The organism is Limnobacter sp. (genome assembly GCF_043511195.1).
Taxonomy (GTDB): Bacteria; Pseudomonadota; Gammaproteobacteria; order Burkholderiales; family Burkholderiaceae_B; genus Limnobacter.
Map to the genome: position 1 here is coordinate 1,173,119 of NZ_CP121330.1, position 21,273 is coordinate 1,194,391.

Genomic DNA, 21,273 nt, shown 5'->3' on the forward strand with positions numbered 1-21,273 from the left:
GAGGGCCTTTAATTGCGGTGCGAGAGCATTGTTTAGAGGTCAGGGCCCTGGGGCTGAAAAGTTTTTCGGGGTCTGTAGCTCAGTTGGTTAGAGCACCGTCTTGATAAGGCGGGGGTCGATGGTTCGAGCCCATCCAGACCCACCATTGGTTATTGTAGTGCAAACACCTGGGGGTGTAGCTCAGCTGGGAGAGCACCTGCTTTGCAAGCAGGGGGTCATCGGTTCGATCCCGTTCACCTCCACCAAGTTTTTGTGCTGTGTTTGGGATGTTTTTGTATCGAGTGTTTAAATAAGATTGGCTGTTAGCGAAGTTGGCAAGTAAGTGATGCGAACAAAAAAGTTGCATCGCCCTTGCGGTCAAATGAATAAGCGCACGGTGCTTGGCACTGCGGTGTTTATCCATTTGGCTGTAAGAGTCGCCAGGCCCCCAAGGGGTTTGGACTTGTTCTTTAACAATTTGGAAATGATGAGATATCGAGATAGATACTCCTTAAAATTTAAGGTGTAGCTATTTTGATTGATGCGATTGCATCATCGTTCTTCTCAAGAAGTGGGTGTGTATCGTTCCTGATATGCACCGGCGCTTGAAATTTAGAATACACACAAACTACTTTGCTTTTTATGGTGATTACAGTGTTGTTTCGGGTGAGTAACTTGAAGCAGGGCTTAACGCTATAGAGTCAAGCGAATAAGTGCACATGGTGGATGCCTTGGCAGTCATAGGCGATGAAGGACGTGGTAGCCTGCGAAAAGCTACGGGGAGCTGGCAAACAAGCTTTGAGCCGTAGATGTCCGAATGGGGAAACCCACCCTTTTAGGGGTATCGCACAGTGAATACATAGCTGTGCGAGGCGAACCTGGAGAACTGAAACATCTAAGTAGCTACAGGAAAAGAAATCAACCGAGATTCCCAAAGTAGTGGCGAGCGAAATGGGAACAGCCTGTACGATTTAGCATTTGAGTTAACAAAACGGTCTTGAAAGTCCGGCCATAGAAGGTGATAGCCCTGTATGTGAAAACTCGATTGTGGAACTAGGCGTACGACAAGTAGGGCGGGGCACGAGAAACCCTGTCTGAACATGGGGGGACCATCCTCCAAGGCTAAATACTCATGACTGACCGATAGTGAACTAGTACCGTGAGGGAAAGGCGAAAAGAACCCCGGGAGGGGAGTGAAATAGATCCTGAAACCGTGTGCATACAAACAGTCGGAGCGGACTTGTTCCGTGACGGCGTACCTTTTGTATAATGGGTCAGCGACTTACATTCAGTGGCAAGCTTAACCGAGTAGGGAAGGCGTAGCGAAAGCGAGTCCGAATAGGGCGTCTAGTTGCAGGGTATAGACCCGAAACCCGGTGATCTAGCCATGGGCAGGTTGAAGGTTGAGTAACATCAACTGGAGGACCGAACCCACTAACGTTGAAAAGTTAGGGGATGACCTGTGGCTGGGGGTGAAAGGCCAATCAAACCGGGAGATAGCTGGTTCTCCCCGAAAGCTATTTAGGTAGCGCCTCGAGTCTCACTACAGGGGGTAGAGCACTGTTATGGCTAGGGGGTCATCGCGACTTACCAAACCATGGCAAACTCCGAATACCTGTAAGTGCAATCTCGGGAGACAGACATCGGGTGCTAACGTCCGGTGTCAAGAGGGAAACAACCCAGACCGCCAGCTAAGGTCCCTAATTGATATGCTAAGTGGAAAACGAAGTGGGAAGGCTAAAACAGTCAGGAGGTTGGCTTAGAAGCAGCCACCCTTTAAAGAAAGCGTAATAGCTCACTGATCGAGTCGTCCTGCGCGGAAGATGTAACGGGGCTAAGCAGATAACCGAAGCTGCGGATGTACACGTAAGTGTATGTGGTAGGGGAGCGTTCTGTAAGCCTGCGAAGGTGTGTTGTAAAGCATGCTGGAGGTATCAGAAGTGCGAATGCTGACATGAGTAGCGATAAACAGAGTGAAAGGCTCTGTCGCCGTAAGCCCAAGGTTTCCTACGCAACGTTCATCGGCGTAGGGTTAGTCGGCCCCTAAGGCGAGGCAGAAATGCGTAGTCGATGGGAAGCAGGTTAATATTCCTGCACCGACGTGTAATGCGATGGGGGGACGGATCGTGGAAAGTGGTCCAGGTGTTGGATATCCTGGTCCCTGCATCATAGAGGACAGTTAGGCAAATCCGGCTGTCATATACTCAAGGGTGTGGGGGGAAGTAGCTACGGCTACGAACCCATTGGAAGTGGTCCCAAGAAAAGCCTCTAAGCTTCAGTTACACGTTGACCGTACCGCAAACCGACACAGGTGGGCGGGATGAGTATTCTAAGGCGCTTGAGAGAACTCAGGAGAAGGAACTCGGCAAATTGGTACCGTAACTTCGGGAGAAGGTACGCCCTTGTAGCTTGACCATGAACAATGGAAGGGTGAAGGGGTTGCAATAAAATGGTGGCTGCGACTGTTTAATAAAAACACAGCTCTCTGCAAACACGAAAGTGGACGTATAGGGAGTGACGCCTGCCCGGTGCTGGAAGATTAAATGATGGGGTGCAAGCTCTTGACTGAAGTCCCAGTAAACGGCGGCCGTAACTATAACGGTCCTAAGGTAGCGAAATTCCTTGTCGGGTAAGTTCCGACCTGCACGAATGGCGTAACGATGGCCACACTGTCTCCTCCTGAGACTCAGCGAAGTTGAAGTGTTTGTGATGATGCAATCTCCCCGCGGCTAGACGGAAAGACCCCATGAACCTTTACTGTAGCTTTGCATTGGACTTTGAACCGGTTTGTGTAGGATAGGTGGGAGGCTTTGAAGCAGGAACGCTAGTTCTTGTGGAGCCAACCTTGAAATACCACCCTGACATGTTTAGGGTTCTAACCTGGATCCGTGATCCGGATTGGGGACAGTGTTTGCTGGGCAGTTTGACTGGGGCGGTCTCCTCCTAAAAAGTAACGGAGGAGCGCGAAGGTACGCTAAGTACGGTCGGACATCGTACTGATAGTGCAATGGCATAAGCGTGCTTGACTGCGAGACTGACAAGTCGAGCAGGTGCGAAAGCAGGACATAGTGATCCGGTGGTTCTGTATGGAAGGGCCATCGCTCAACGGATAAAAGGTACTCTGGGGATAACAGGCTGATACCGCCCAAGAGTTCACATCGACGGCGGTGTTTGGCACCTCGATGTCGGCTCATCTCATCCTGGGGCTGTAGCCGGTCCCAAGGGTATGGCTGTTCGCCATTTAAAGTGGTACGTGAGCTGGGTTTAAAACGTCGTGAGACAGTTTGGTCCCTATCTGCCGTGGGCGCTGGAAGTTTGAGGGGGCCTGCTCCTAGTACGAGAGGACCGGAGTGGACATACCTCTGGTGTACCGGTTGTCACGCCAGTGGCATTGCCGGGTAGCTAAATACGGAAGAGATAAACGCTGAAAGCATCTAAGCGTGAAACTTGCCTTAAGATAAGATTTCCCTGAGGACTTGATCCTCCTGAAGGGCCGTTGAAGACCACCACGTTGATAGGCTGGGTGTGGAAGTGCAGTAATGCATTAAGCTAACCAGTACTAATTGCCCGTGCGGCTTGGCTCTATAGCATTGAGCCTTGCTAATAAGATACGCACATGAAACAACACACAGTAAATCTACCGGAGGCTCGCGCCTCCATGAAAATCAAGGTAGTTTGTGCACAAAGATATACCCGCAACACGCATCGACAAGATAGTCTTTCTATCGAGATAACTCATCAGTTCCGAATCGAGCCAATCAGCCGCAACGCTGGTTAGCTAACAAGTAAGTGCAATCTTTGCACCGCACTTACAGCCAACCCTCTTTGCCTGACGACCATAGCAAGGTGGTACCACCCCTTCCCATCCCGAACAGGACCGTGAAACGCCTTAGCGCCGATGATAGTGTGCATTCGCATGTGAAAGTAGGACATCGTCAGGCTCTCCAATACCAAAAAACCCCGCTCTCAATACGAGGCGGGGTTTTTTATTTCTTCTCTATACTTTCCAGAACGAACCTGTTTGTCTGGAAGATATTCCTGTCTCGTATCTACCTGTATCAATTCCTATATCTTTCCTGCTTTCCCTTTGTTTCTTTTGGAATTGAAGTTGAATTGTCTTTCTGGCTGTTGGTCTCGTCTTGTGTGTTTGCTCTTGTTGATTTTCCCATTGGCTTCACATGCGCTTGAAGAGGGCTCTCGTCATCAGCAGCTTAATGCTCATTTCCAGCAAACACTTGCCAAGCGAATACCGCACCTTGAGTCCAGATTGCATGCACTACTTTCAGCCGCATCGAATGATGAGGAGAAAGCGTGGTTAATCTACCGGTGGGTTACCCACCATTTTAAACATGATGCTCGGCTTGCCCGTCGAATTGGTGACCCCTCCCAGTACCCACTTGAAACGCTTCACAAGCTAGGCGGCGGTAGTTGTGCTGTGTATGCCAATGTCACACATCGTTTGATGAATATGGCAGGCCTTGAGGTCAAGACCATTTACGGATTGGTGAAAGGTGGGCCGGCAACCGCGATGCGGATGGGGAAACCGGTCAATCACGTTTGGAATGCTGTCAAAATAAATGGTGTCTGGAATGTTGTGGACGCTACCTGGGGGGCTGGTTATGTAGGTCAACAAGGATTCCGTTCGGAGCACAGTGATCTGTTCTTTCTTCTGCCGGCAGAAAAAGCAATGCTAAGCCATTATGACCAAGCAGATGAACTGGGTTATCAGCAGGTATTTTCCCTTGATCAAACGCTGTTTTCCAAGCTGCCGGAGGATGCCTTGTACGCAGCGGCTGTGGGCATGGATCCCCAACTGATACTCGACGCAGCGCGCAGAGCTTCTCGCTTGATTCTTGTGTCTACTTTTGATTCCACACCTGGGGTGTTGCGAGTGATGTCGGCCCCTGTGAACGGTGTGCTTGAACGGGTAAAGCAGCGTTTTGTGATTGAATCCGCGGTTTTCGAAGAAATGATGCTGGTTCAAGGCAGGTCATGGGTGCCACTCAAGAAGAGTGGCAAGGTCTATTCATTGACTGTGGTGCCAGATCAAGGGGAATTGCTTTTGATGGGGCGTCGCCCAAAGCAGCATGAGTTTGAGGCTTTATTGGGTTACCGAGTGAAATAAGTCAGTCGCTTCCCAGGAAATCGTGCGTAATTGCCAACCAGGCTTTGACGCCGAGCGGCAGTATTTTGTCGTTGAAATCATAGGTGGGGTTGTGCAATGTACATGGGCCAATGCCATGGCCATGCGTGCGGTGGCCGCCGTCGCCGTTGCCGATCCACAGGTAGGCGCCGGGTTTGTGCTGCAGCATGAATGCGAAATCTTCTGCGCCCATTGTGGGCGGAAGACTGGAATGCACCGTCGAGACCTCGGGCACTTTATTTAACGCGTTTTTCGCCAGTTCAGCCATGTCGGCTGAATTGATTGTGGGTGGGTATTTGCGTTCAAATGTCATTTCCGCAGAAGCACCAAAAGCTGCACAAAGGTCTGCGCTGATTTTTCTCATGTGCTGTTCAATCAAGTCCAGCGTTTCAATGCTGAACGTACGTACGGTGCCCTGCAAGATTGCATGGTCAGGTATGACATTGATTGCTTCGCCTGCCTTAATTTGCGTGACAGACAACACTGCGGGATCAACCGGCTTGCATGTGCGGCTGATGATAGTTTGAAATGCGAGGATAAGTTGTGCGGCGATTACCACTGGATCGACGCCGAGATCAGGCATGGCGGCATGCGCACCTTTGGCTTGAATTTTCACTGAAAACTCATTGCTCGAGGCCATAACCGCGCCAGAGTGCGCTGCAAACTCTCCTTCTTTCAGCCCCGGCCAATTGTGCATGGCAAACACCGCATCAACAGGATATCGATCAAAAAGACCATCGTCGATCATGCGCTGGGCGCCGGCTCCGCCTTCTTCTGCCGGTTGAAAAATGAGGGCCACGCTGCCCTTGAAGTTCGTGTTTTCGGCGATTTCCTGAGCTGCGCCCAACAGCATGGCCACGTGGCCATCATGACCGCAGGCATGCATTTTCCCGGGATGACGCGACGCATGCGGAAATTGGTTACGTTCTTGAATGGGTAGCGCGTCCATGTCAGCGCGCAGACCAACCATTTTTCCTGATCCCCGCTTGCCGTGTATCAGGCCTACAACGCCTGTTTGACCAACGCCTGTCGCTACTTCATAACCCAGTTCAATAAGGCGTTTCGCGACGATCTCTGCAGTACGGTTTTCTTCGTAACGCAATTCGGGATGGGCGTGGATGTCTCGACGGGTATTTACCCAGGATTCAATTTTGCTCGGATTCACAACAAACTTCGCTGTTTTGGTACAGGCAATAAGAATCGCAGGTTTTCTCCATCGTGGCAATCACCGTGCTTTACTATGGGTGTTCTTCAAAGTAGGTTTGGTGCGAATGATTCTGCGGCGTGCATTTTTGGGGTTGGCGTTGGGGTGTGCGTTTTTATTGGGCGCTTGCAGCACTGGAGCCTATTTTTGGCAAGCGACTGCAGGGCATTTGAGTGTTTTGGCGGCTGCGGAAAACATTGACGAGGTCTTGTCCAGGCCAGATGTTCCGGAGAAGCTGCGTACTCAATTGCAGTATGTGCAAGAGATTCGGGGGTTTTCTGTCGACAGTCTTGGACTTCCCGATAATCGCAGCTACAGAACTTACGCTGATTTGAATCGTGCGTATGCCGCGTGGAATGTGGTTGCCTCTCAGCCAGACAGTTTGACTCTGGAGACCTGGTGTTTTCCTTTGATCGGCTGTATTTCTTACAAGGGGTTTTACTCGGAATCCGATGCAGTCGAACTGGCAAGTGTTCTGCGCGAGCAAGGTCTGGATGTTGCGGTTCTGGGTGTGCCGGCCTATTCAACCTTGGGCTTTACGCCAGACCCTGTTCTCAATACTTTCGTGAATTATCCTGCGGGTGAGTTGGCCCGGCTGGTGTTTCATGAGCTTGCACACCAGGTGGTTTACATTGCCAATGACACGATGTTCAACGAGAGTTTTGCGACTGCTGTGGAGGAATTGGGTGTGAATGCATGGCTCGCCCAGCCGGGCCGAGAGACTCTGAAATTGCAATATGACACGTTCGACTCACGCAGAAATGCCTTTAGACAGATGTTGGCGCAAACCCGCAATGACCTGGAGCAGATTTATCGGAATAGTCAGGGCAAGGACAAACAGCAGGTGTTGATTTTGAAGCAAAAGCGTTTCGATCAGTTGCATGCTGATTATGCCCAGTTGAAAGCATCCTGGGGCGGCTGGAGTGGTTATGACCGGTTTATGGCCGAGGATTTAAACAATGCGAAGTTGGGTGTGTCTGGCCTGTACACGCAATATGTGCCTGCGTTTAAAGCGTTGCATATTCTGTGTGGTCAAAGTTTCGGGCGATTTTATGAGGCAACAGGGGCCTTGGGTGATTTACCCCTTGAGCAACGTGAAAAACTGCTGGATGAGCTAGAGCGTGGTCTTCCTTTGTCCTACGGTTTTCAGTGCTCATGAAGACAGGGCGAGCCCGTTTTCCAAGACGGGTCGACCGTCTTCGAAGACCAGAAATGACTGGGGTGTAAAAGGTGTCCACACTTCATCGTTGGTGAGTGCGGCGGTTGCAATAACAGCAACCCGGTCGTTTTGTGTGGTCACGGCCCCAAAGTCGACTTGAATGTCGCAGTCAACCAAATGTGCGGCCTTGAATGGATGTGCGCGGACAATGTATTCAAGTTTGGTTGAGCAGTGCGTGTACATGGCGTGGCCATTGGATAACAGCATATTGAATGTACCGTGCTTTGAAATTTGAGCACACACGGGGCGAAGCACGGCATCTATTTCGGCAACGCTGGGGCGATTCTCTGCCGTGCGATAGCCGAATTCATTCTTCAGGGTTTGCAGCAATAGGCAGAAGGCGAGTTCGCTGTCAGTTTCTCCTATGGGCAAAAAGTCGCCCTGTAGCGTTGGGTTGAATTCTTTTAAGTCGCCGTTGTGAGCGAATACCCAGGCCTGTCCCCAAAGTTCGCGAATGAATGGATGGCAGTTTTGCAGCTTGACCTGTCCGACGGTTGCCTTGCGAATATGGGATATGACGTTGTAGGAGCGAATCGGGTAGTTCCGGATTAATTCTGCGACTGGCGAATCGAAGGCGGGGCGATGATCAATAAAGCATCTCGCGGCAGAGCCTTCAAAAAATGCGATTCCCCAGCCGTCGGCATGCTCATCCGTCAGGCCGCCGCGTTTGGCAAAGCCTTCGAATGAAAATTGGATGTCGGTTGGCGTGTTGCAGTTCATGCCGAGCAATTGACACATGGTTTAATTGGTAAATTGTTGATTAATTAATTTTTATTTTAAGAGACTTTTCATGTCTGAGAAGGATGATTTTTACAAAGACCTTTTAACAGAGGTTTTTAATGTTGGAGTTTTGGCTGCTCAGCCTGAACAGGCCTTGCAAGAGGCCTGGCAAGAACAGATCAGGCCTTGGTTAAGTCAGTTGGCGCCAGAGCGGGAGCGCGTCTGGGTATTTGGCGCGGGAAAGGCGGCTGCATCCATGGCCAAAGCGCTTGAAGGTGTGGCTGGTACTTCGGAAAAACTACAGGGGTTTGTCGTAACCCGACGTGGTCATGAAGTAAAAACTTCGACCATTGAAGTGGTGCAGGCTGCGCACCCAGTGCCGGATGAAGATGGGCAGCGGGCTGCGCGACGATTGCACAAAGCAATTTCGGAAGTGCCTTCCAGCGATGCCGTGATCGCTCTGGTCTCGGGGGGTGGTTCCAGTTTGTTGAGCGTGCCCGTGCGTGACATTCCTTTTGTCGATTTGCAGCAGTTGAACCGTGCCTTGTTGGCATGCGGAGCGCCGATTGATGAGATGAATATTGTTCGAAAACACGTGACACAAACGCTGGGTGGTCAGTTGGCTCAGGTTTGCCGTGCGCCGGTATTTCAGTTGTTGATATCCGATGTTCCGGGAGATGATCCCTCATCGATCGCGTCGGGTCCCTTCAGTCCCGATGAGAGTACTTTTCATGACGCAATCGAGGTAATCAAGCGTTGGGCAGTGCAGGTGCCTCATTCCATCACAAAGTACCTGGAGAAAGGGTTGAGGGAGGCGGTGCCGGATACGCCAAAACGAAGCTCGCTGGTTTTTCGTAAAGTGAAAACACACTTGCTGGCCAGCAATTTGAAGTCACTGAATGCGGTGACCCATCATCTTGAAGGAAAAGGGTACAAAGTGCTGAACCTTGGGGATACCCTGGAGGGGGAGGCCCGAAATGTAGCGCAGGTACATGCAGCCATTGCCAGGCAGGCTGCGACGGGTCAAGGTGGTTGGCCTGCAGCGCCGCTGGCTATTATCAGTGGTGGCGAGTGTACGGTAACCCTGAATGACACCCAGTTGAGGCAGGCTCGAGGTGGTCGTAATTCTGAGTTTTTGTTGGCCTTGGCTTTTTACCTTCGTGACTTGAATTCAACAGTTGAGGTTGCCGCAATTGCCGCAGACACCGATGGTATCGATGGAATTGGTGGCCATGCCGGCGCATTGATGTTGCCTGGTGATCAACAGCGCAGCAAGGCTGCCAAGCTTGCACCGCAGTTGCATTTGGACCAGCACACCAGTTACGACTATTTCAAGCGACTGGATCGCTTGTTGACGACCGGGCCAACAATGACCAATGTGAATGATTTGAGGATTATCTTGATCGGCAAGCCCTGAGAAATTTAGAACAATCCGCGTGAGGTAAAATACAAAAAACGTTGTCAACTTTCACCGCCCTCTCATGATTCAGACCATTCAGATTGCCCCGCCCGATGACTGGCATTTGCACCTTCGCGACGGGGAGGCCCTTGAACATGTGGTTGCGGCCACTGCGCTGAATTTCCGACGCGCGATTGTCATGCCCAATTTGAAGCCGCCGGTTACCACGGTGGACCAAGCCGTAGCCTATCGCCAGAGAATTCTTGATGCTGTGGAAAAGGCCTGCCTGACCGGCGGCTATAGCGTTCAGGACCAAGACGTCATGCGCCAGTTTGAGCCACTGATGGTGCTTTATCTGACTGGCGCCACCAGCCCGCAGGAAATTGAGAAGGCTGCGGGCAGTGGGGTGGTCAAGGCAGTGAAGTTGTACCCAGCCGGGGCTACAACGAATTCAGAAGCGGGTGTGTCGGACCTGTTGGGTCAGTGTGGTGCTGTGTTGCAGGCGATGGAGCTTCATGGTTTGCCTTTGTTGGTCCACGGTGAGGTGACGGACATCAATGTGGATGTGTTTGATCGCGAGGCTGCATTTGTTGAAACGGTCATGAGGCCATTGCGCCGACAGTTTCCTAATTTGCGGGTGGTCTTTGAACACATCACCACAGAGCAGGCGGCTACCTTTGTGACAGAGAATTCAGGGCGTGACGCGCAAGGCAGGTTGCTTCTTGCAGCAACCATTACACCGCAACACTTGCTGTACAACCGCAACGCTTTATTCAAGGGGGGGTTGCAGCCACATTGGTACTGTTTGCCCGTGTTGAAGCGTGAGGTGCATCGCAAGGCCTTGCTGAGCGCAGCGACAAGTGGTTTGCCCCAGTTTTTTTTAGGAACAGACAGTGCACCACATGCCAAGCATTTGAAAGAAATGTCTTGCGGTTGCGCGGGCTGTTATTCAGCACCTTATGCAATGGCCATGTACGCAGAGGCGTTTGAACAGGTTGGTGCGTTGGAGAACAGCGAACTGTTCGAAAAATTTTGTAGTTTGAATGGTCCGGCATTTTACGGTCTGCCTGTGAACGAGGGGGCGTTTGAACTGCAACGCAAGCCGTTTGAAGTGCCTCAGAGGCTGCCGTTTCTGACCGAAAGCGGCATTGTGCCCTTGAGGGCCGGCGAGGTGCTTGACTGGACAGTCACGCGACTTCGATGAGTGTGGTGGAAACTTCGAGTGTCAACCCGTGGCTTTGGCCTTACGGTGGGGACAGTGCCAGTTTCTGTTTTCACATCGATCGAGCGGGTGATGTTTCGCGTCTTTTGAATCATCAACGGGATCGGTCTGTTCATGCGCTTCCCCGATTTCAGCACTCAACAGATAATTTGGGGGCGCTTGAATATGAGTGGTTTGTTCAAAGCGGTGAAATTCCTACGCGGGATCTTTCCCATGACTGGTACAACGGTCAAGTGTGGTTGGCTTTTCCCCAAGTAAAGCAGCTGATCAATTCACGTCACATTGAAGACGCCAATTACTCTGAAAATATTGCGGTGGACTTCTCTGCAAATGGTCGAAGCCGTTTGCGGGATGCCCTGACTTTGTTTGACGAAAGCGGTGCACTTTTTTTGACCACGGAGTTTTCGCTGTGCAATGCCCTGGTGAACCACGACTGGAAAACTTTGCTGCTTGATCAGCGAGAGAAATGGCACGATCGCGCCAAGGTGCTTTTGCTGGGGCACGGTTTGCTCGACTCCATGCACAAGGCTCACAAAGGTTTGTGTGCCAAGGTGATACCGGTCCAGGTGCCCTCACTCGATTTAAGTTCGGCTGAGTTGCAAAGATTGGCGTTGTTGGTGGTTGAGCAACTTCGTGGCCCGGGCAATTTGAGTCCTTTGCCGGTGATGGGTGTGCCTGGTTGGTTTCAGGATTCCGATGTGCCCGGCTTTTATGAAGACCCGACTGTTTATCGCGCGAAGCCAACACGTCAGGTTTCTTCATCTCATGAAAGATTGGCTTTTGTTTGGGATGGGTCTACACTTGCTCTCGGAAAGTGCGTCGGACAGTCGCTGCCTGAATTTCAGGGAGAGGAAAGTCCGGACTCCAGTGAGCACGGTGCTGGTTAACGACCAGGCGTTATAGGTTTTGGCAACAAGACTGAAAGCGACGGAAAGTGCAACAGAAAACACACCGCCGATGGAAAGGTAACTTTCACAGGCAAGGGCGAACCGGAGGTGTAAGAGACCCCCGCAGACTTGGCGACAAGGCTGGCTAGGTAAACCCCACTTGGAGCAACACCAAATAGGCGCGCAGGCGCTTTATGCGCCAACGGCGCTCCCCGAGCGCGCGGGTAGGTGGCTTGAGCTGAGCAGCAATGTTCAGCCTAGAGGAATGATTGTCACTTTGGCTGCAAAGCCATTGAACAGAATCCGGCTTACAGGCGCGCTTTCTACTTCCCTTCATCAAGATTTAATCCCTCGATATTTCTTAAGACATTACTTTCAGTGTTGTCTTTATGCCCTTATTTTTTCAACTGTTTTTTTCTAATTAATTTCTTCAAAGTGCTTCTAAGTCCTTGGTTGCAAAGCGTTTTCTCGAGAGAACTGCTTGACCACCCATTTCATAATGCGTAAAGTGGTGATTCGTGGGGATTTGTGTGATTTTGTGGGAAATTAATTCGCGTGTATCAAGGCAGTTCTTCCTTATCCATGGATGCAAAAGGGCGCATGAATGTGCCACAGAAGCATCGTGATGCGCTGCAAACGCAGTGCGAGGGAGCCTTGACGCTTACAAAACACCCCAACGGCTGTTTGTTGATGTTTCCGCGCCCGATTTGGGAGCAGCATCGAGAAAAAATTGCCGCTTGGCCCATGTCTGCCCGTCCTTGGCAACGTATTTTCCTGGGCTTCGCCACCGATGTTGAAGTCGATTCAGCAGGCCGCATTCTCGTGTCGCCAGAATTGCGTGAAGCCGCTTCACTGAGCAAGGAAGTGATGTTGTTGGGAATGGGTAGTCACTTCGAGATCTGGGATTCCACGTTGTTGAAGGTGGAAGAGGAAAAGGCAATTGCTGCGGGCATGCCTGAATCACTGAACGAATTCAGTTTCTGAAGGTGGGTATCGATGAACACATCCCCGTGCTTCTTCAGCCCACGGTTGAGGCGCTGTTGCACAAGCCTGATGGCGTCTATCTGGATTGCACCTTCGGGCGAGGTGGGCACAGCCGCGCTTTGCTTGATCGCCTTTCTGACAGGGGGCGGCTCATCGCCCTTGATCGGGATCCCCAGGCGGTACAAGCCATGAGTGAAATCAAAGACTCTCGTTTTCAAGGTGTTCGCAGCGCGTTTGCTGATCTTGAGTTGGCGCTTGATTCGCTTGGTATTGATCAGGTGGACGGGGTGTTGATGGACATCGGCGTGTCGTCACCCCAAATTGATCAAGCCGAGCGGGGATTCAGCTTCCGTAGAGATGGTCCGTTGGACATGCGCATGGATCCGCAGACTGGAGAGTCAGCGGCCGATTTTCTTGCTCGGGCTGATGCCCGGGAAATCAAAGAGGTGATAAAGAATTATGGGGAAGAACGGTTTGCTGTTCAGATTGCAACAGCGATTGTTGCTCGCCGCGCGGAGCGGTCGATCACTACAACACTCGACCTTGCCCAGATCGTGGCAGGGGCAGTTCGCACGCGGGAGCCGGGCCAGGACCCTGCAACGCGCACCTTTCAGGCTTTACGGATTCACGTCAACCAGGAGCTTGCGCAGCTCGAACAAGGTTTAACTGCGGCATTCAAGCGATTGAAGGTGGGGGGCAGGCTGGCGGTGATCAGTTTCCACTCGCTGGAAGATCGAATTGCTAAACAGTTCATTGAGAAGCTGGCGAATCCAAAGTCGCAGCAGGACGCACGGCTGCGGAAATTGCCATTGCCTGAGCCCACGCCATTGATGAAAAAGCTGGATCGGATCAAGCCCACCAAAGAAGAGTGTGAGTTGAATCCTCGTTCGCGTTCGTCGGTATTGCGTGTGGCTGAGAAGTTGGCTGAGTTGGCGGATCGTGTTCCTGTCGGAGGCAAAGCATGGGGCGCTTGAATATTCTGTTGCTGACTTTGGTTATTTTTTGCGCCATGTTGGTGGTTGAGCAGCAGCATGCTGCACGCACTTTGTTTGTGGCACTGGGTCAGGAGCAACAGGCTGAGCACCAGATTGAAGTTGCCTTCTCGCGTTTGCAATTGCAGCAAGTGGCACTGGCCAAAGGTGAACGTGTTGACGAAGTTGCACGAACGCGCCGGAATATGAGTCCGCCTGTACCCGGGTCTGTTGTGTTCATGCAGCTGGAGGGGGGCTTTCAACGTGAGTAAAGCTGTCCGTTTCGGTGGGTCAGAACTATTGGAGATGCGATTGCCAGCCTGGCGATCGCGTTTTGTTTTGGTGTGCATCTTTCTGGCATTTGGTGGATTGATTGCGCGCGCAGCCTACCTGCAAATCATGTCGAACGACTTTTTGCAGGAGCAGGGTGCGAAGCGACTTGAGCGCACCTTACCGCTACAAGCCAATCGAGGAAGTTTGCTGGATCGAAACATGGTGGTGTTGGCGCAAAGCGTTCCAGCCCAAGCTGTGTGGTATGACGGCCGCCGAATTGGTGACGCGAAAGATGAGAGTTTGCGTAAACTGGCTGCGGTATTGGGTTTGAAGCCCGATCGAATGATTGCTCAGATGCGCAAAGACAGCAAGCGCGCGTTCGTTTACCTGGATCGGCAAGTGGATTCCGATGTTGCAGCGAAAGCCAAAGCCTTGAAGATTCCGGGCTTGGGATTTGTGACTGAAAGCAAGCGTTATTACCCGCAGGGCGAGACCATGGCCCACTTGGTGGGCTTCACCAGCATTGAAGACAAAGGTCAGGAGGGTGTTGAACTTGCGTTCAATGATCGACTGACAGGTGAAGATGGCGAGCGAAATGTGTTGCGTGATCGTTTGGGCAATGTGATTGAAGATATTCGCGAATTGCGCCCTCCCGTCAATGGACAGGATTTGGTCTTGTCTGTGGATGCGGATGTGCAGTACATCGTGTTGTCTGAATTGAAAAAAGCAGTGGAGCAACACAAGGCGAAGGCTGCTGCGGCAGTGGTGCTGGATGCAAAAACCGGCGAGTTGCTGGCCATGGCCAATATTCCCACGTACGACCCCAACAACAGGGGGCAGTTGCATGGGGAAAAATTGCGTAATCGGGTCTTCACTGACATGTTTGAGCCAGGCTCCACTCTGAAGCCTTTTGGTGTGGCGCTCGCAATGGATCAGGGAAAGGTAAAGGCGAGTACAAAAATTGACACTGGCAATGGACGCATGTCGATCGGGCCGGCAACGATTAATGACACCAAGCCGCACGGTGTTATCACTGTTGAAGAAATCATTCAGAAATCCAGCAACGTAGGTACATCCAAAATTGTGCTTGAGCTGGAGAGAAAAGATCTGTGGGACTTTTTTAATCTGCTTGGATTTGGGCAGACTCCATCCATTGCGTTTCCTGGGGCCGTGGCTGGCCGTGTACGCCCTTGGAACAAATGGCGACCCATTGAGCAGGCCACCATGTCATACGGGCACGGTATTTCCGTGTCCTTGATTCAGTTGGCGCAGTCCTACACCATTTTTGCAAACAAGGGGAATTTCGTTCCGGCCTCGTTGATCAAGCGTGGGCCGCAAGATCCTGTGCTGTCTCATCGTGTGGTTGATGCGAAAGTGGCGGATAGCATGTTGCACATGCTAGAGCTTGCCTCTGGCCCCGAGGGCACGGCCCCCAAGGCGCAGGTGCAAGGCTACCGCGTGGCGGGTAAAACAGGCACTGCACACAAACAAGAGGGCGGTCGTTACGTTAACAAGTATGTGTCCTCGTATGTTGGCTTGGCGCCGGTTTCTGATCCGCGCGTGATCGTGGCCATTATGGTGGATGAGCCCAAGGGCGGCGTGTATTACGGTGGCCTTGTTGCTGCACCGGTTTTCTCGGTGATTACGAAAAGCGTGCTGACGCGTTTGAATGTGCAGCCAGATGCGATTGAGTCAACAGAACAATTGCGCAAGTTTGTTGCTGCGCCAAGCGCAGCAGGGAGTCGCCTATGATCAGCGCCTACCTGCATTCGGTGTCAGAAGTCTTGGCTGAGCTTCACGAGCGTGGATTTTATGCAGATTGCTCGGGCTTGGTGACAGACCATCGTCGTTTGACTGGGCCTCGCGATGTCTTTCTCGCGGTGCCAGGCGAAAAATTTGACCCGCGCAATTTGGCCGATGATTTGTTGCTTGAGCAGCGTTGCGGTTTGGTGTTGGTTGATTACGATGATCAGCGAGCTTATCAAAGCGCCAGTGTGTTGCCCGTGTTGCACCTGAAAACAATGCTGGCTGACCTGGCTTTTGGTTATTACGAAACCCCCAGTGATGCCATGACGGTTATTGCGGCGACTGGCACCAACGGGAAAACGACGGTAACCCGTTGGCTGGCACAAGCCTTGGGCCGTCTGGGTAAAAAGGCGGCAGTAATCGGCACGTTGGGATATGGCGAGCCTGATCACTTGAAAGCGCACACGGGCCTAACCACACCTGACGTGGTCGGTGTTCATCATTTGCTCCATGAATTGCGTCGAGAAGGTTTTGATACCGTTTGCATTGAAGCTTCATCGATTGGGCTCGAGCAGCGACGGTTGGCGTGTGTAAGTATTGATGTGGCGCTGTTTACCAATTTGTCGCGGGATCACCTGGATTACCACGGCGATATGGCGGCTTACGGTCGCTCCAAAATGATTCTTGCCAGTTGGCCGACTCTACGATTGGCTGTGGTCAATTCAGATGATTCTTTCGGCCGGGAATTTCTCGCGCATGTTCAGGGGCGAAATATTGAATGCACCGCTGTGGGGCATGCGGATTCCGCCGAGTGTCAGATCTTGAATGTTGCCCACCAAGAGAAGTGTCAGCGCATTGAGTTGAGATTCAATGGCGTTAGTACTCAGATTGATACACCAATCATTGGTGAATTTAATGCCGACAACATGGCCTTGGTGTTCGCCACATTGGTGCGACTTGGCTACGATGCAAGCCAGGTGAAAGATGCTTTGAGCGTGGTAACACCCGCGCCTGGACGCATGCAGCATATTGAAGGTCGACCTGCGGTGGTGGTTGACTACGCGCACACGCCGGACGCTTTGGAAAAAACACTGCTGGCGCTTCGTCCCTTTGTCAACAAGCGGAAGGGCAAGCTTTGGGTGGTATTCGGTTGCGGTGGCGATCGTGACTGCAGCAAGCGTTCTTTGATGGGTGCTGTGGCCGCAGCCAATGCCGATTCAGTGGTGCTGACCTCGGACAATCCGCGCAGTGAAAAACCAGAAAGTATTCTTCAGGAAATTTGTGCGGGAATTGCGCAAGCGGAAATGGGCAAAGTTCATGTTGAGGCAGATCGGCCTGTAGCGATTGAGTTTGCAATTCGCAACGCCAATGCGCAAGACGTGGTTTTGTTGGCAGGCAAAGGGCACGAAAGTACTCAAACGATTGGCACACAGGTTATTGCGCATTCCGATGCGCAGTGCGCTTTGGCTGTGCTTGGCAAGCGAGGTGCCCATGCTTGAGCTGAATTGGGCTTTTGAACACGTTGCGGCTGCTTTGAGTAGCCAGTTGACTCAGCCTGCACCCGCGGTGCAGGGCGTTGTTCGATTGATTCAAACCGACAGTCGCCAGGTTGCCAAAGGTGATCTGTTCGTGTGTCTGATTGGTGAGCGATTCGATGCTCATGATTTCGCAGCACAAGTGATAGATTCGGGCGCGGCTGCGCTAGTAACAAGCCGCGTACTTGATTTGCCGATTGCCCAGTTTGTGGTCAGCGATACACGACTTGCCTTGGGTGCCTTGGCGAGCGCATGGAGAAGGCAATTTGAATTGAAAGTGTTGGCCGTGGTGGGCAGCAACGGGAAGACAACCAGCAAGGAAATGTTGGGCAGTATTTGTAAGGCGCAGTGTGGTGAAGAGCAGGTGTTGGTGACCGCTGGCAATTTGAATAATGAAATTGGCGTGCCGCAAACCTTATTGAAATTACGACGCCATCATCAAATGGCTGTGATTGAAATGGGTATGAATCACCCGGGCGAAATTGCTTATCTTTCGAGCCTGGTGAAGCCTGATGTCGTGTTGTTGACGAATGCGCAGCGTGAACATCAGGAGTTTATGAAAACCGTGCTGGCTGTGGCCCAAGAAAACGGTAGTGCATTTACCCACCTGTCGCCGGAAGGTTGTGCTGTGTTTCCGGTGAGCAACGAGTTCGATGACTGTTGGCAAGCGCAGTCAACCGGTAAAAGCGTTTTGCGTTTCGGACATGACGCTGATTTTGAATTGTTGCCCGCAGTCAGTGGCAATGACCAATCTTCTGCCGTGCTGAAAGTGCTAGACAAATTTCTTGAGCTGCGGCCCTGTTTTATGGGTGAGCACAATTTTGCAAATGCAGCAGGAGCCGCTGCTGCTGCCCATGCGGCTGGCTGCTCCACTGACGCCATACAAGCGGGTTTGAATTCATTTCAGCCGGTGAGCGGACGCTTGCAGATTGCATTGAACAGCCCATCGCTTCTACTGATTAATGACAGCTACAACGCCAATCCCGATTCTGTGAATGCAGCCAGCAAGGTGCTCAGCCAGCAGGCTGGAAATACTCTGCTGGTGCTGGGTGATATGGGCGAGGTAGGCAATCAGTCGGATGAATACCATGCCGAAGTGGGTCTCTTTGCAAAACAGGCAGGTGTAAAGCGTTTGTACGGATTGGGCGAAGCGACTGTGCACTCTGTGTCTGCGTTTGGTGACGGCGCGGTGCATTTTAAAAACATAGAAACCTTGATAGAAAACACAATGAATACAACAAAGCAAGGTCATTGGTCTGTGCTGGTCAAAGGCTCCCGTTTCATGAAAATGGAGCGTGTTGTTCAAGCGCTGGTTCAACATCACTCCGGGGAGGCTAACCATGCTTCTTGAACTTACCCAGTGGCTTGCGCAAGATATTCGCGCATTTGGTGTTTTCAATTACCTGACCTTGCGTGCCGTGTTGGCATGCGCCACCGCGTTGTTGGTGGGTTTGGTGGCTGGGCCGATGGTGATACGAAAGCTGACTCAGTACAAAATTGGGCAGTCAGTGCGTGACGATGGTCCGCAAACACATTTGGCCAAAGCTGGCACGCCAACCATGGGGGGGGCGCTGGTGCTGATCGGTATCGGTATCTCAACTTTGTTGTGGGCAGACCTCTCAAACCGCTTTGTGTGGGTGGTCATGTTGGTGACCTTCGGTTTTGGCTGGATTGGTTGGGTGGATGACTACCGCAAGGTGGTCTACCGCAACCCCAAGGGTTTGCCTGCAAAATGGAAATACTTTTGGCAAAGTGTAGTCGGCCTGATTTGTGCGTTTTATCTGGCATTCGCGGTGTCTGCCCAAAGCGGACAAGAGGTGCTGGATATTTTCGTAGCCTGGGTTGAAAGCGGCTTCTCCATGCATTTGCCAAACAATGCAGACCTGATTGTTCCTTTCTTCAAATCCATCAGTTACCCATTGGGCGTTTGGGGATTCATTGCACTGACCTACTTTGTCATCGTGGGCACCAGCAATGCCGTGAATTTGACCGACGGTTTGGACGGCCTGGCGATCATGCTAACTGTAATTGTCGCCTCTGCTTTGGCAATTTTTGCTTATGTAGCCGGCAACGCGGTTTACTCAAAATACCTGCTACTTCCTTACATTCCCGGCGCTGGCGAACTGGCGGTATTTCTCGCCGCCATAGCCGGGGCTGGTTTGGCTTTTCTTTGGTTCAATGCATACCCCGCTCAGGTTTTCATGGGCGATGTCGGGGCACGCGCACTGGGTGGCGCCTTGGGGACAGTGGCTGTCATTGTTCGTCAGGAAGTGGTGTTGTTCATTATGGGTGGTGTGTTCGTGGCTGAAACTGTTGCGGTCATGATCCAGGTGCTTTACTTCAAATACAGCGGCGGGAAACGGGTATTCCGAATGGCGCCACTGCATCACCACTATGAACTCAGTGGCTGGAAAGAAACCCAGGTTGTCGTGAGGTTCTGGATTATCACGATGATTCTTGTACTGATTGGTTTGTCGACTTTGAAACTACGTTGAAATTGAGTTGGAATAAATGAATTTGCTTCTTGATCAGTCGGTTTTGCAAGTCGGGCTCGGAGAGTCGGGCTTGGCTTGCGCGCGCTGGGCGCTTGCGCAAGGTGCCCGGCTGACCGTCATTGACACGCGAGAAACGCCCCCTGGCTTGCAGGAGCTGCAAACCATGCAGTCCGATGTGCAAGTATTTAATTCTGTTGCGGATTTGAACTGGGATTTCAATCGTGTGGTGGTGTCGCCAGGCTTGCCGCCTTCTCACCCATTGATGGTGGCTGTTCTCGCGCAGGCTGAGTTGCATGGCACGGTTGTAGATTCTGAACTTGATCTGTTTGCTGATGCGCTGGAGGCCTTGCAACAAGAGCGGGGCTACAAGCCGCAGGTAGTGGGTATTACAGGGACAAACGGCAAAACCACCACCACGCGGATGGTTGAGTGTTTGGCGCAATTTGCTGGGAAAAAAGCGGTGGCTGCCGGCAACATCAGCCCGGCTGCCATGGATGCTTTGCGTGAACAATTGGAAGCAGGCGATTTGCCCGATGTGTGGGTACTCGAGTTATCAAGTTTCCAGTTGCATTGGACAAAGCGTTTGATGTTTGACGCATCGACGGTGCTCAATATTTCGCAAGATCATCTTGACTGGCATCCTGACATGCAGGAATACGCCGAGGACAAATTCAGGATTTTCTCGGCTGGTGGCGTGTGTGTGCTGAATCGCGATGATGCGTTGGTAGCCAGCGCCACATTGCCTGCTGGTACACAAGCAATCACTTTTGGAACGAGTGCGCCTGTTCATGCCAACGATTTTGGCTTGATTCGGGAAGGCGGCATGTTGTGGTTGACCCAGTTGGTGGGCGATCAGGAAACCCCGGTATCTAACCGGCGCAGGAAGCAAGAGGAGGTTGAGCCCAGCCAAAAGCTGTTGATGCCGACCGAAGCGCTTCAGGTTGTTGGTTTGCACAATGCGGGCAACGCACTGGCTGCCTTGGCACTGTGCCAGGGATTGGGCATGCCCATGGCCAAACTGTTGCATGGTTTGCGCAGCTATCAGGGCGAGCCGCACCGTGTTCAACACGTGGTTCAGATCAATGGCGTTGATTATTTTGACGACAGCAAAGGCACCAATGTGGGTGCCACCGTGGCAGCATTGAATGGGCTTGCCAAATCCACGGTATTGATCGCAGGGGGCGACGGCAAAGGGCAGGACTTTTCGCCGTTGATACAACCCGTGGCCAACTATTGCAAACATGTCGTGTTGATCGGAAAAGACGCCGACAACATCTTGAACGCGCTTGCAGCCGCGCAAGTGCCCTGTGAAAAAGCAAGCACTCTGGAACAGGCTGTTGAGCTGGCAGCCAGCAAGGCAAGAGAAGGCGATTGCGTTCTGCTGAGTCCCGCCTGTGCAAGCCTGGATATGTTCAAGAATTATGTGCACCGTGCCGAGGTGTTTGTGGATGCTGTTCGAGCCATTGCGGCTGACAGGGGGCAACCATGCTAGGCAA

General features: G+C 52.0%; 14 protein-coding genes, 2 tRNA genes, 2 rRNA genes, 1 other RNA gene and 1 pseudogene. 18 read left to right on the plus strand and 2 right to left on the minus strand.

Annotation, left to right across the window (positions count from 1 at the left end):
• The first annotated feature begins 68 nt into the window (after positions 1 to 68).
• The 5 genes from P0D43_RS05660 to P0D43_RS05680 all read left to right on the plus strand — a co-directional run bounded on the left by P0D43_RS05660 (position 69) and on the right by P0D43_RS05680 (position 5,104).
• Positions 69 to 145, plus strand: a tRNA-Ile gene (locus P0D43_RS05660).
• 24 nt (positions 146 to 169) lie between these two features.
• Positions 170 to 245, plus strand: a tRNA-Ala gene (locus tag P0D43_RS05665).
• A 433-nt stretch (positions 246 to 678) separates the two neighbouring features.
• Positions 679 to 3,563 (plus strand): 23S ribosomal RNA (locus P0D43_RS05670).
• A 244-nt stretch (positions 3,564 to 3,807) separates the two neighbouring features.
• Positions 3,808 to 3,920 (plus strand): 5S ribosomal RNA (rrf, locus tag P0D43_RS05675).
• A gap of 80 nt (positions 3,921 to 4,000) precedes the next feature.
• Positions 4,001 to 5,104, plus strand: coding sequence for a transglutaminase domain-containing protein (locus P0D43_RS05680; protein WP_394673484.1), 1,104 nt, complete (start codon positions 4,001 to 4,003; stop codon positions 5,102 to 5,104).
• Between the two features lies 1 nt (position 5,105).
• Here the strand turns inward: P0D43_RS05680 and P0D43_RS05685 are convergent, their stop codons facing one another.
• Positions 5,106 to 6,287 carry a M20 aminoacylase family protein gene (locus tag P0D43_RS05685; protein WP_394673485.1) on the minus strand — a complete coding sequence of 394 codons (1,182 nt, stop codon included), beginning with the start codon at positions 6,285 to 6,287 and terminating at the stop codon, positions 5,106 to 5,108.
• A 106-nt stretch (positions 6,288 to 6,393) separates the two neighbouring features.
• On the opposite strand from P0D43_RS05685, the gene P0D43_RS05690 reads away from it, so the two are divergent.
• Positions 6,394 to 7,485, plus strand: coding sequence for an aminopeptidase (locus P0D43_RS05690; protein WP_394673486.1), 1,092 nt, complete (start codon positions 6,394 to 6,396; stop codon positions 7,483 to 7,485).
• On the opposite strand, the gene P0D43_RS05695 is transcribed toward P0D43_RS05690, so the two are convergent.
• A complete protein-coding gene (locus P0D43_RS05695; RefSeq protein WP_341236572.1) occupies positions 7,480 to 8,283 on the minus strand; it encodes a class II glutamine amidotransferase in 804 nt (267 codons plus the stop codon). The genes P0D43_RS05690 and P0D43_RS05695 overlap by 6 nt on opposite strands.
• A gap of 52 nt (positions 8,284 to 8,335) precedes the next feature.
• Between P0D43_RS05695 and P0D43_RS05700 the strand changes: the two genes are divergently transcribed.
• From P0D43_RS05700 to murD, 12 genes and pseudogenes are all read left to right on the plus strand, one after another.
• On the plus strand, positions 8,336 to 9,682 hold the full coding sequence (locus P0D43_RS05700) for a glycerate kinase (RefSeq protein WP_341236571.1): 1,347 nt from the start codon (positions 8,336 to 8,338) through the stop codon (positions 9,680 to 9,682).
• Positions 9,683 to 9,746: 64 nt separating this feature from the next.
• Entirely contained in the window at positions 9,747 to 10,868 is a 1,122-nt protein-coding gene (gene pyrC, locus P0D43_RS05705) for a dihydroorotase (protein ID WP_341236570.1), read from the plus strand.
• Positions 10,865 to 11,566 (plus strand): annotated as a pseudogene (locus P0D43_RS05710) (DUF3025 domain-containing protein); the annotation flags it as partial. The gene pyrC and the pseudogene P0D43_RS05710, both read left to right, overlap by 4 nt.
• 131 nt (positions 11,567 to 11,697) lie before the next feature.
• Positions 11,698 to 12,100, plus strand: an RNA gene (rnpB, locus tag P0D43_RS05715) — RNase P RNA component class A.
• Positions 12,101 to 12,328: 228 nt separating this feature from the next.
• Positions 12,329 to 12,757, plus strand: coding sequence for a division/cell wall cluster transcriptional repressor MraZ (gene mraZ, locus P0D43_RS05720; RefSeq protein ID WP_159572460.1), 429 nt, complete (start codon positions 12,329 to 12,331; stop codon positions 12,755 to 12,757).
• Positions 12,758 to 12,759: 2 nt separating this feature from the next.
• A complete protein-coding gene (rsmH, locus tag P0D43_RS05725; protein WP_341236568.1) occupies positions 12,760 to 13,731 on the plus strand; it encodes a 16S rRNA (cytosine(1402)-N(4))-methyltransferase RsmH in 972 nt (323 codons plus the stop codon).
• Positions 13,719 to 14,000, plus strand: coding sequence for a cell division protein FtsL (gene ftsL / locus P0D43_RS05730; protein ID WP_394673487.1), 282 nt, complete (start codon positions 13,719 to 13,721; stop codon positions 13,998 to 14,000). Before rsmH ends, ftsL begins: the two co-directional genes overlap by 13 nt.
• Before the next feature lie 34 nt (positions 14,001 to 14,034).
• Positions 14,035 to 15,753 carry a penicillin-binding protein 2 gene (locus P0D43_RS05735; RefSeq protein ID WP_236550927.1) on the plus strand — a complete coding sequence of 573 codons (1,719 nt, stop codon included), beginning with the start codon at positions 14,035 to 14,037 and terminating at the stop codon, positions 15,751 to 15,753.
• On the plus strand, positions 15,750 to 17,246 hold the full coding sequence (locus P0D43_RS05740; RefSeq protein ID WP_394673488.1) for a UDP-N-acetylmuramoyl-L-alanyl-D-glutamate--2,6-diaminopimelate ligase: 1,497 nt from the start codon (positions 15,750 to 15,752) through the stop codon (positions 17,244 to 17,246). Before P0D43_RS05735 ends, P0D43_RS05740 begins: the two co-directional genes overlap by 4 nt.
• Positions 17,239 to 18,633 carry a UDP-N-acetylmuramoyl-tripeptide--D-alanyl-D-alanine ligase gene (gene murF, locus P0D43_RS05745; protein ID WP_394673489.1) on the plus strand — a complete coding sequence of 465 codons (1,395 nt, stop codon included), beginning with the start codon at positions 17,239 to 17,241 and terminating at the stop codon, positions 18,631 to 18,633. The genes P0D43_RS05740 and murF overlap by 8 nt, the downstream gene beginning before the upstream one ends.
• On the plus strand, positions 18,623 to 19,777 hold the full coding sequence (gene mraY / locus P0D43_RS05750) for a phospho-N-acetylmuramoyl-pentapeptide-transferase (protein WP_394673490.1): 1,155 nt from the start codon (positions 18,623 to 18,625) through the stop codon (positions 19,775 to 19,777). Before murF ends, mraY begins: the two co-directional genes overlap by 11 nt.
• 16 nt (positions 19,778 to 19,793) lie before the next feature.
• On the plus strand, positions 19,794 to 21,269 hold the full coding sequence (gene murD / locus P0D43_RS05755) for a UDP-N-acetylmuramoyl-L-alanine--D-glutamate ligase (RefSeq protein ID WP_341236564.1): 1,476 nt from the start codon (positions 19,794 to 19,796) through the stop codon (positions 21,267 to 21,269).
• The last annotated feature ends 4 nt before the right edge of the window (positions 21,270 to 21,273 follow it).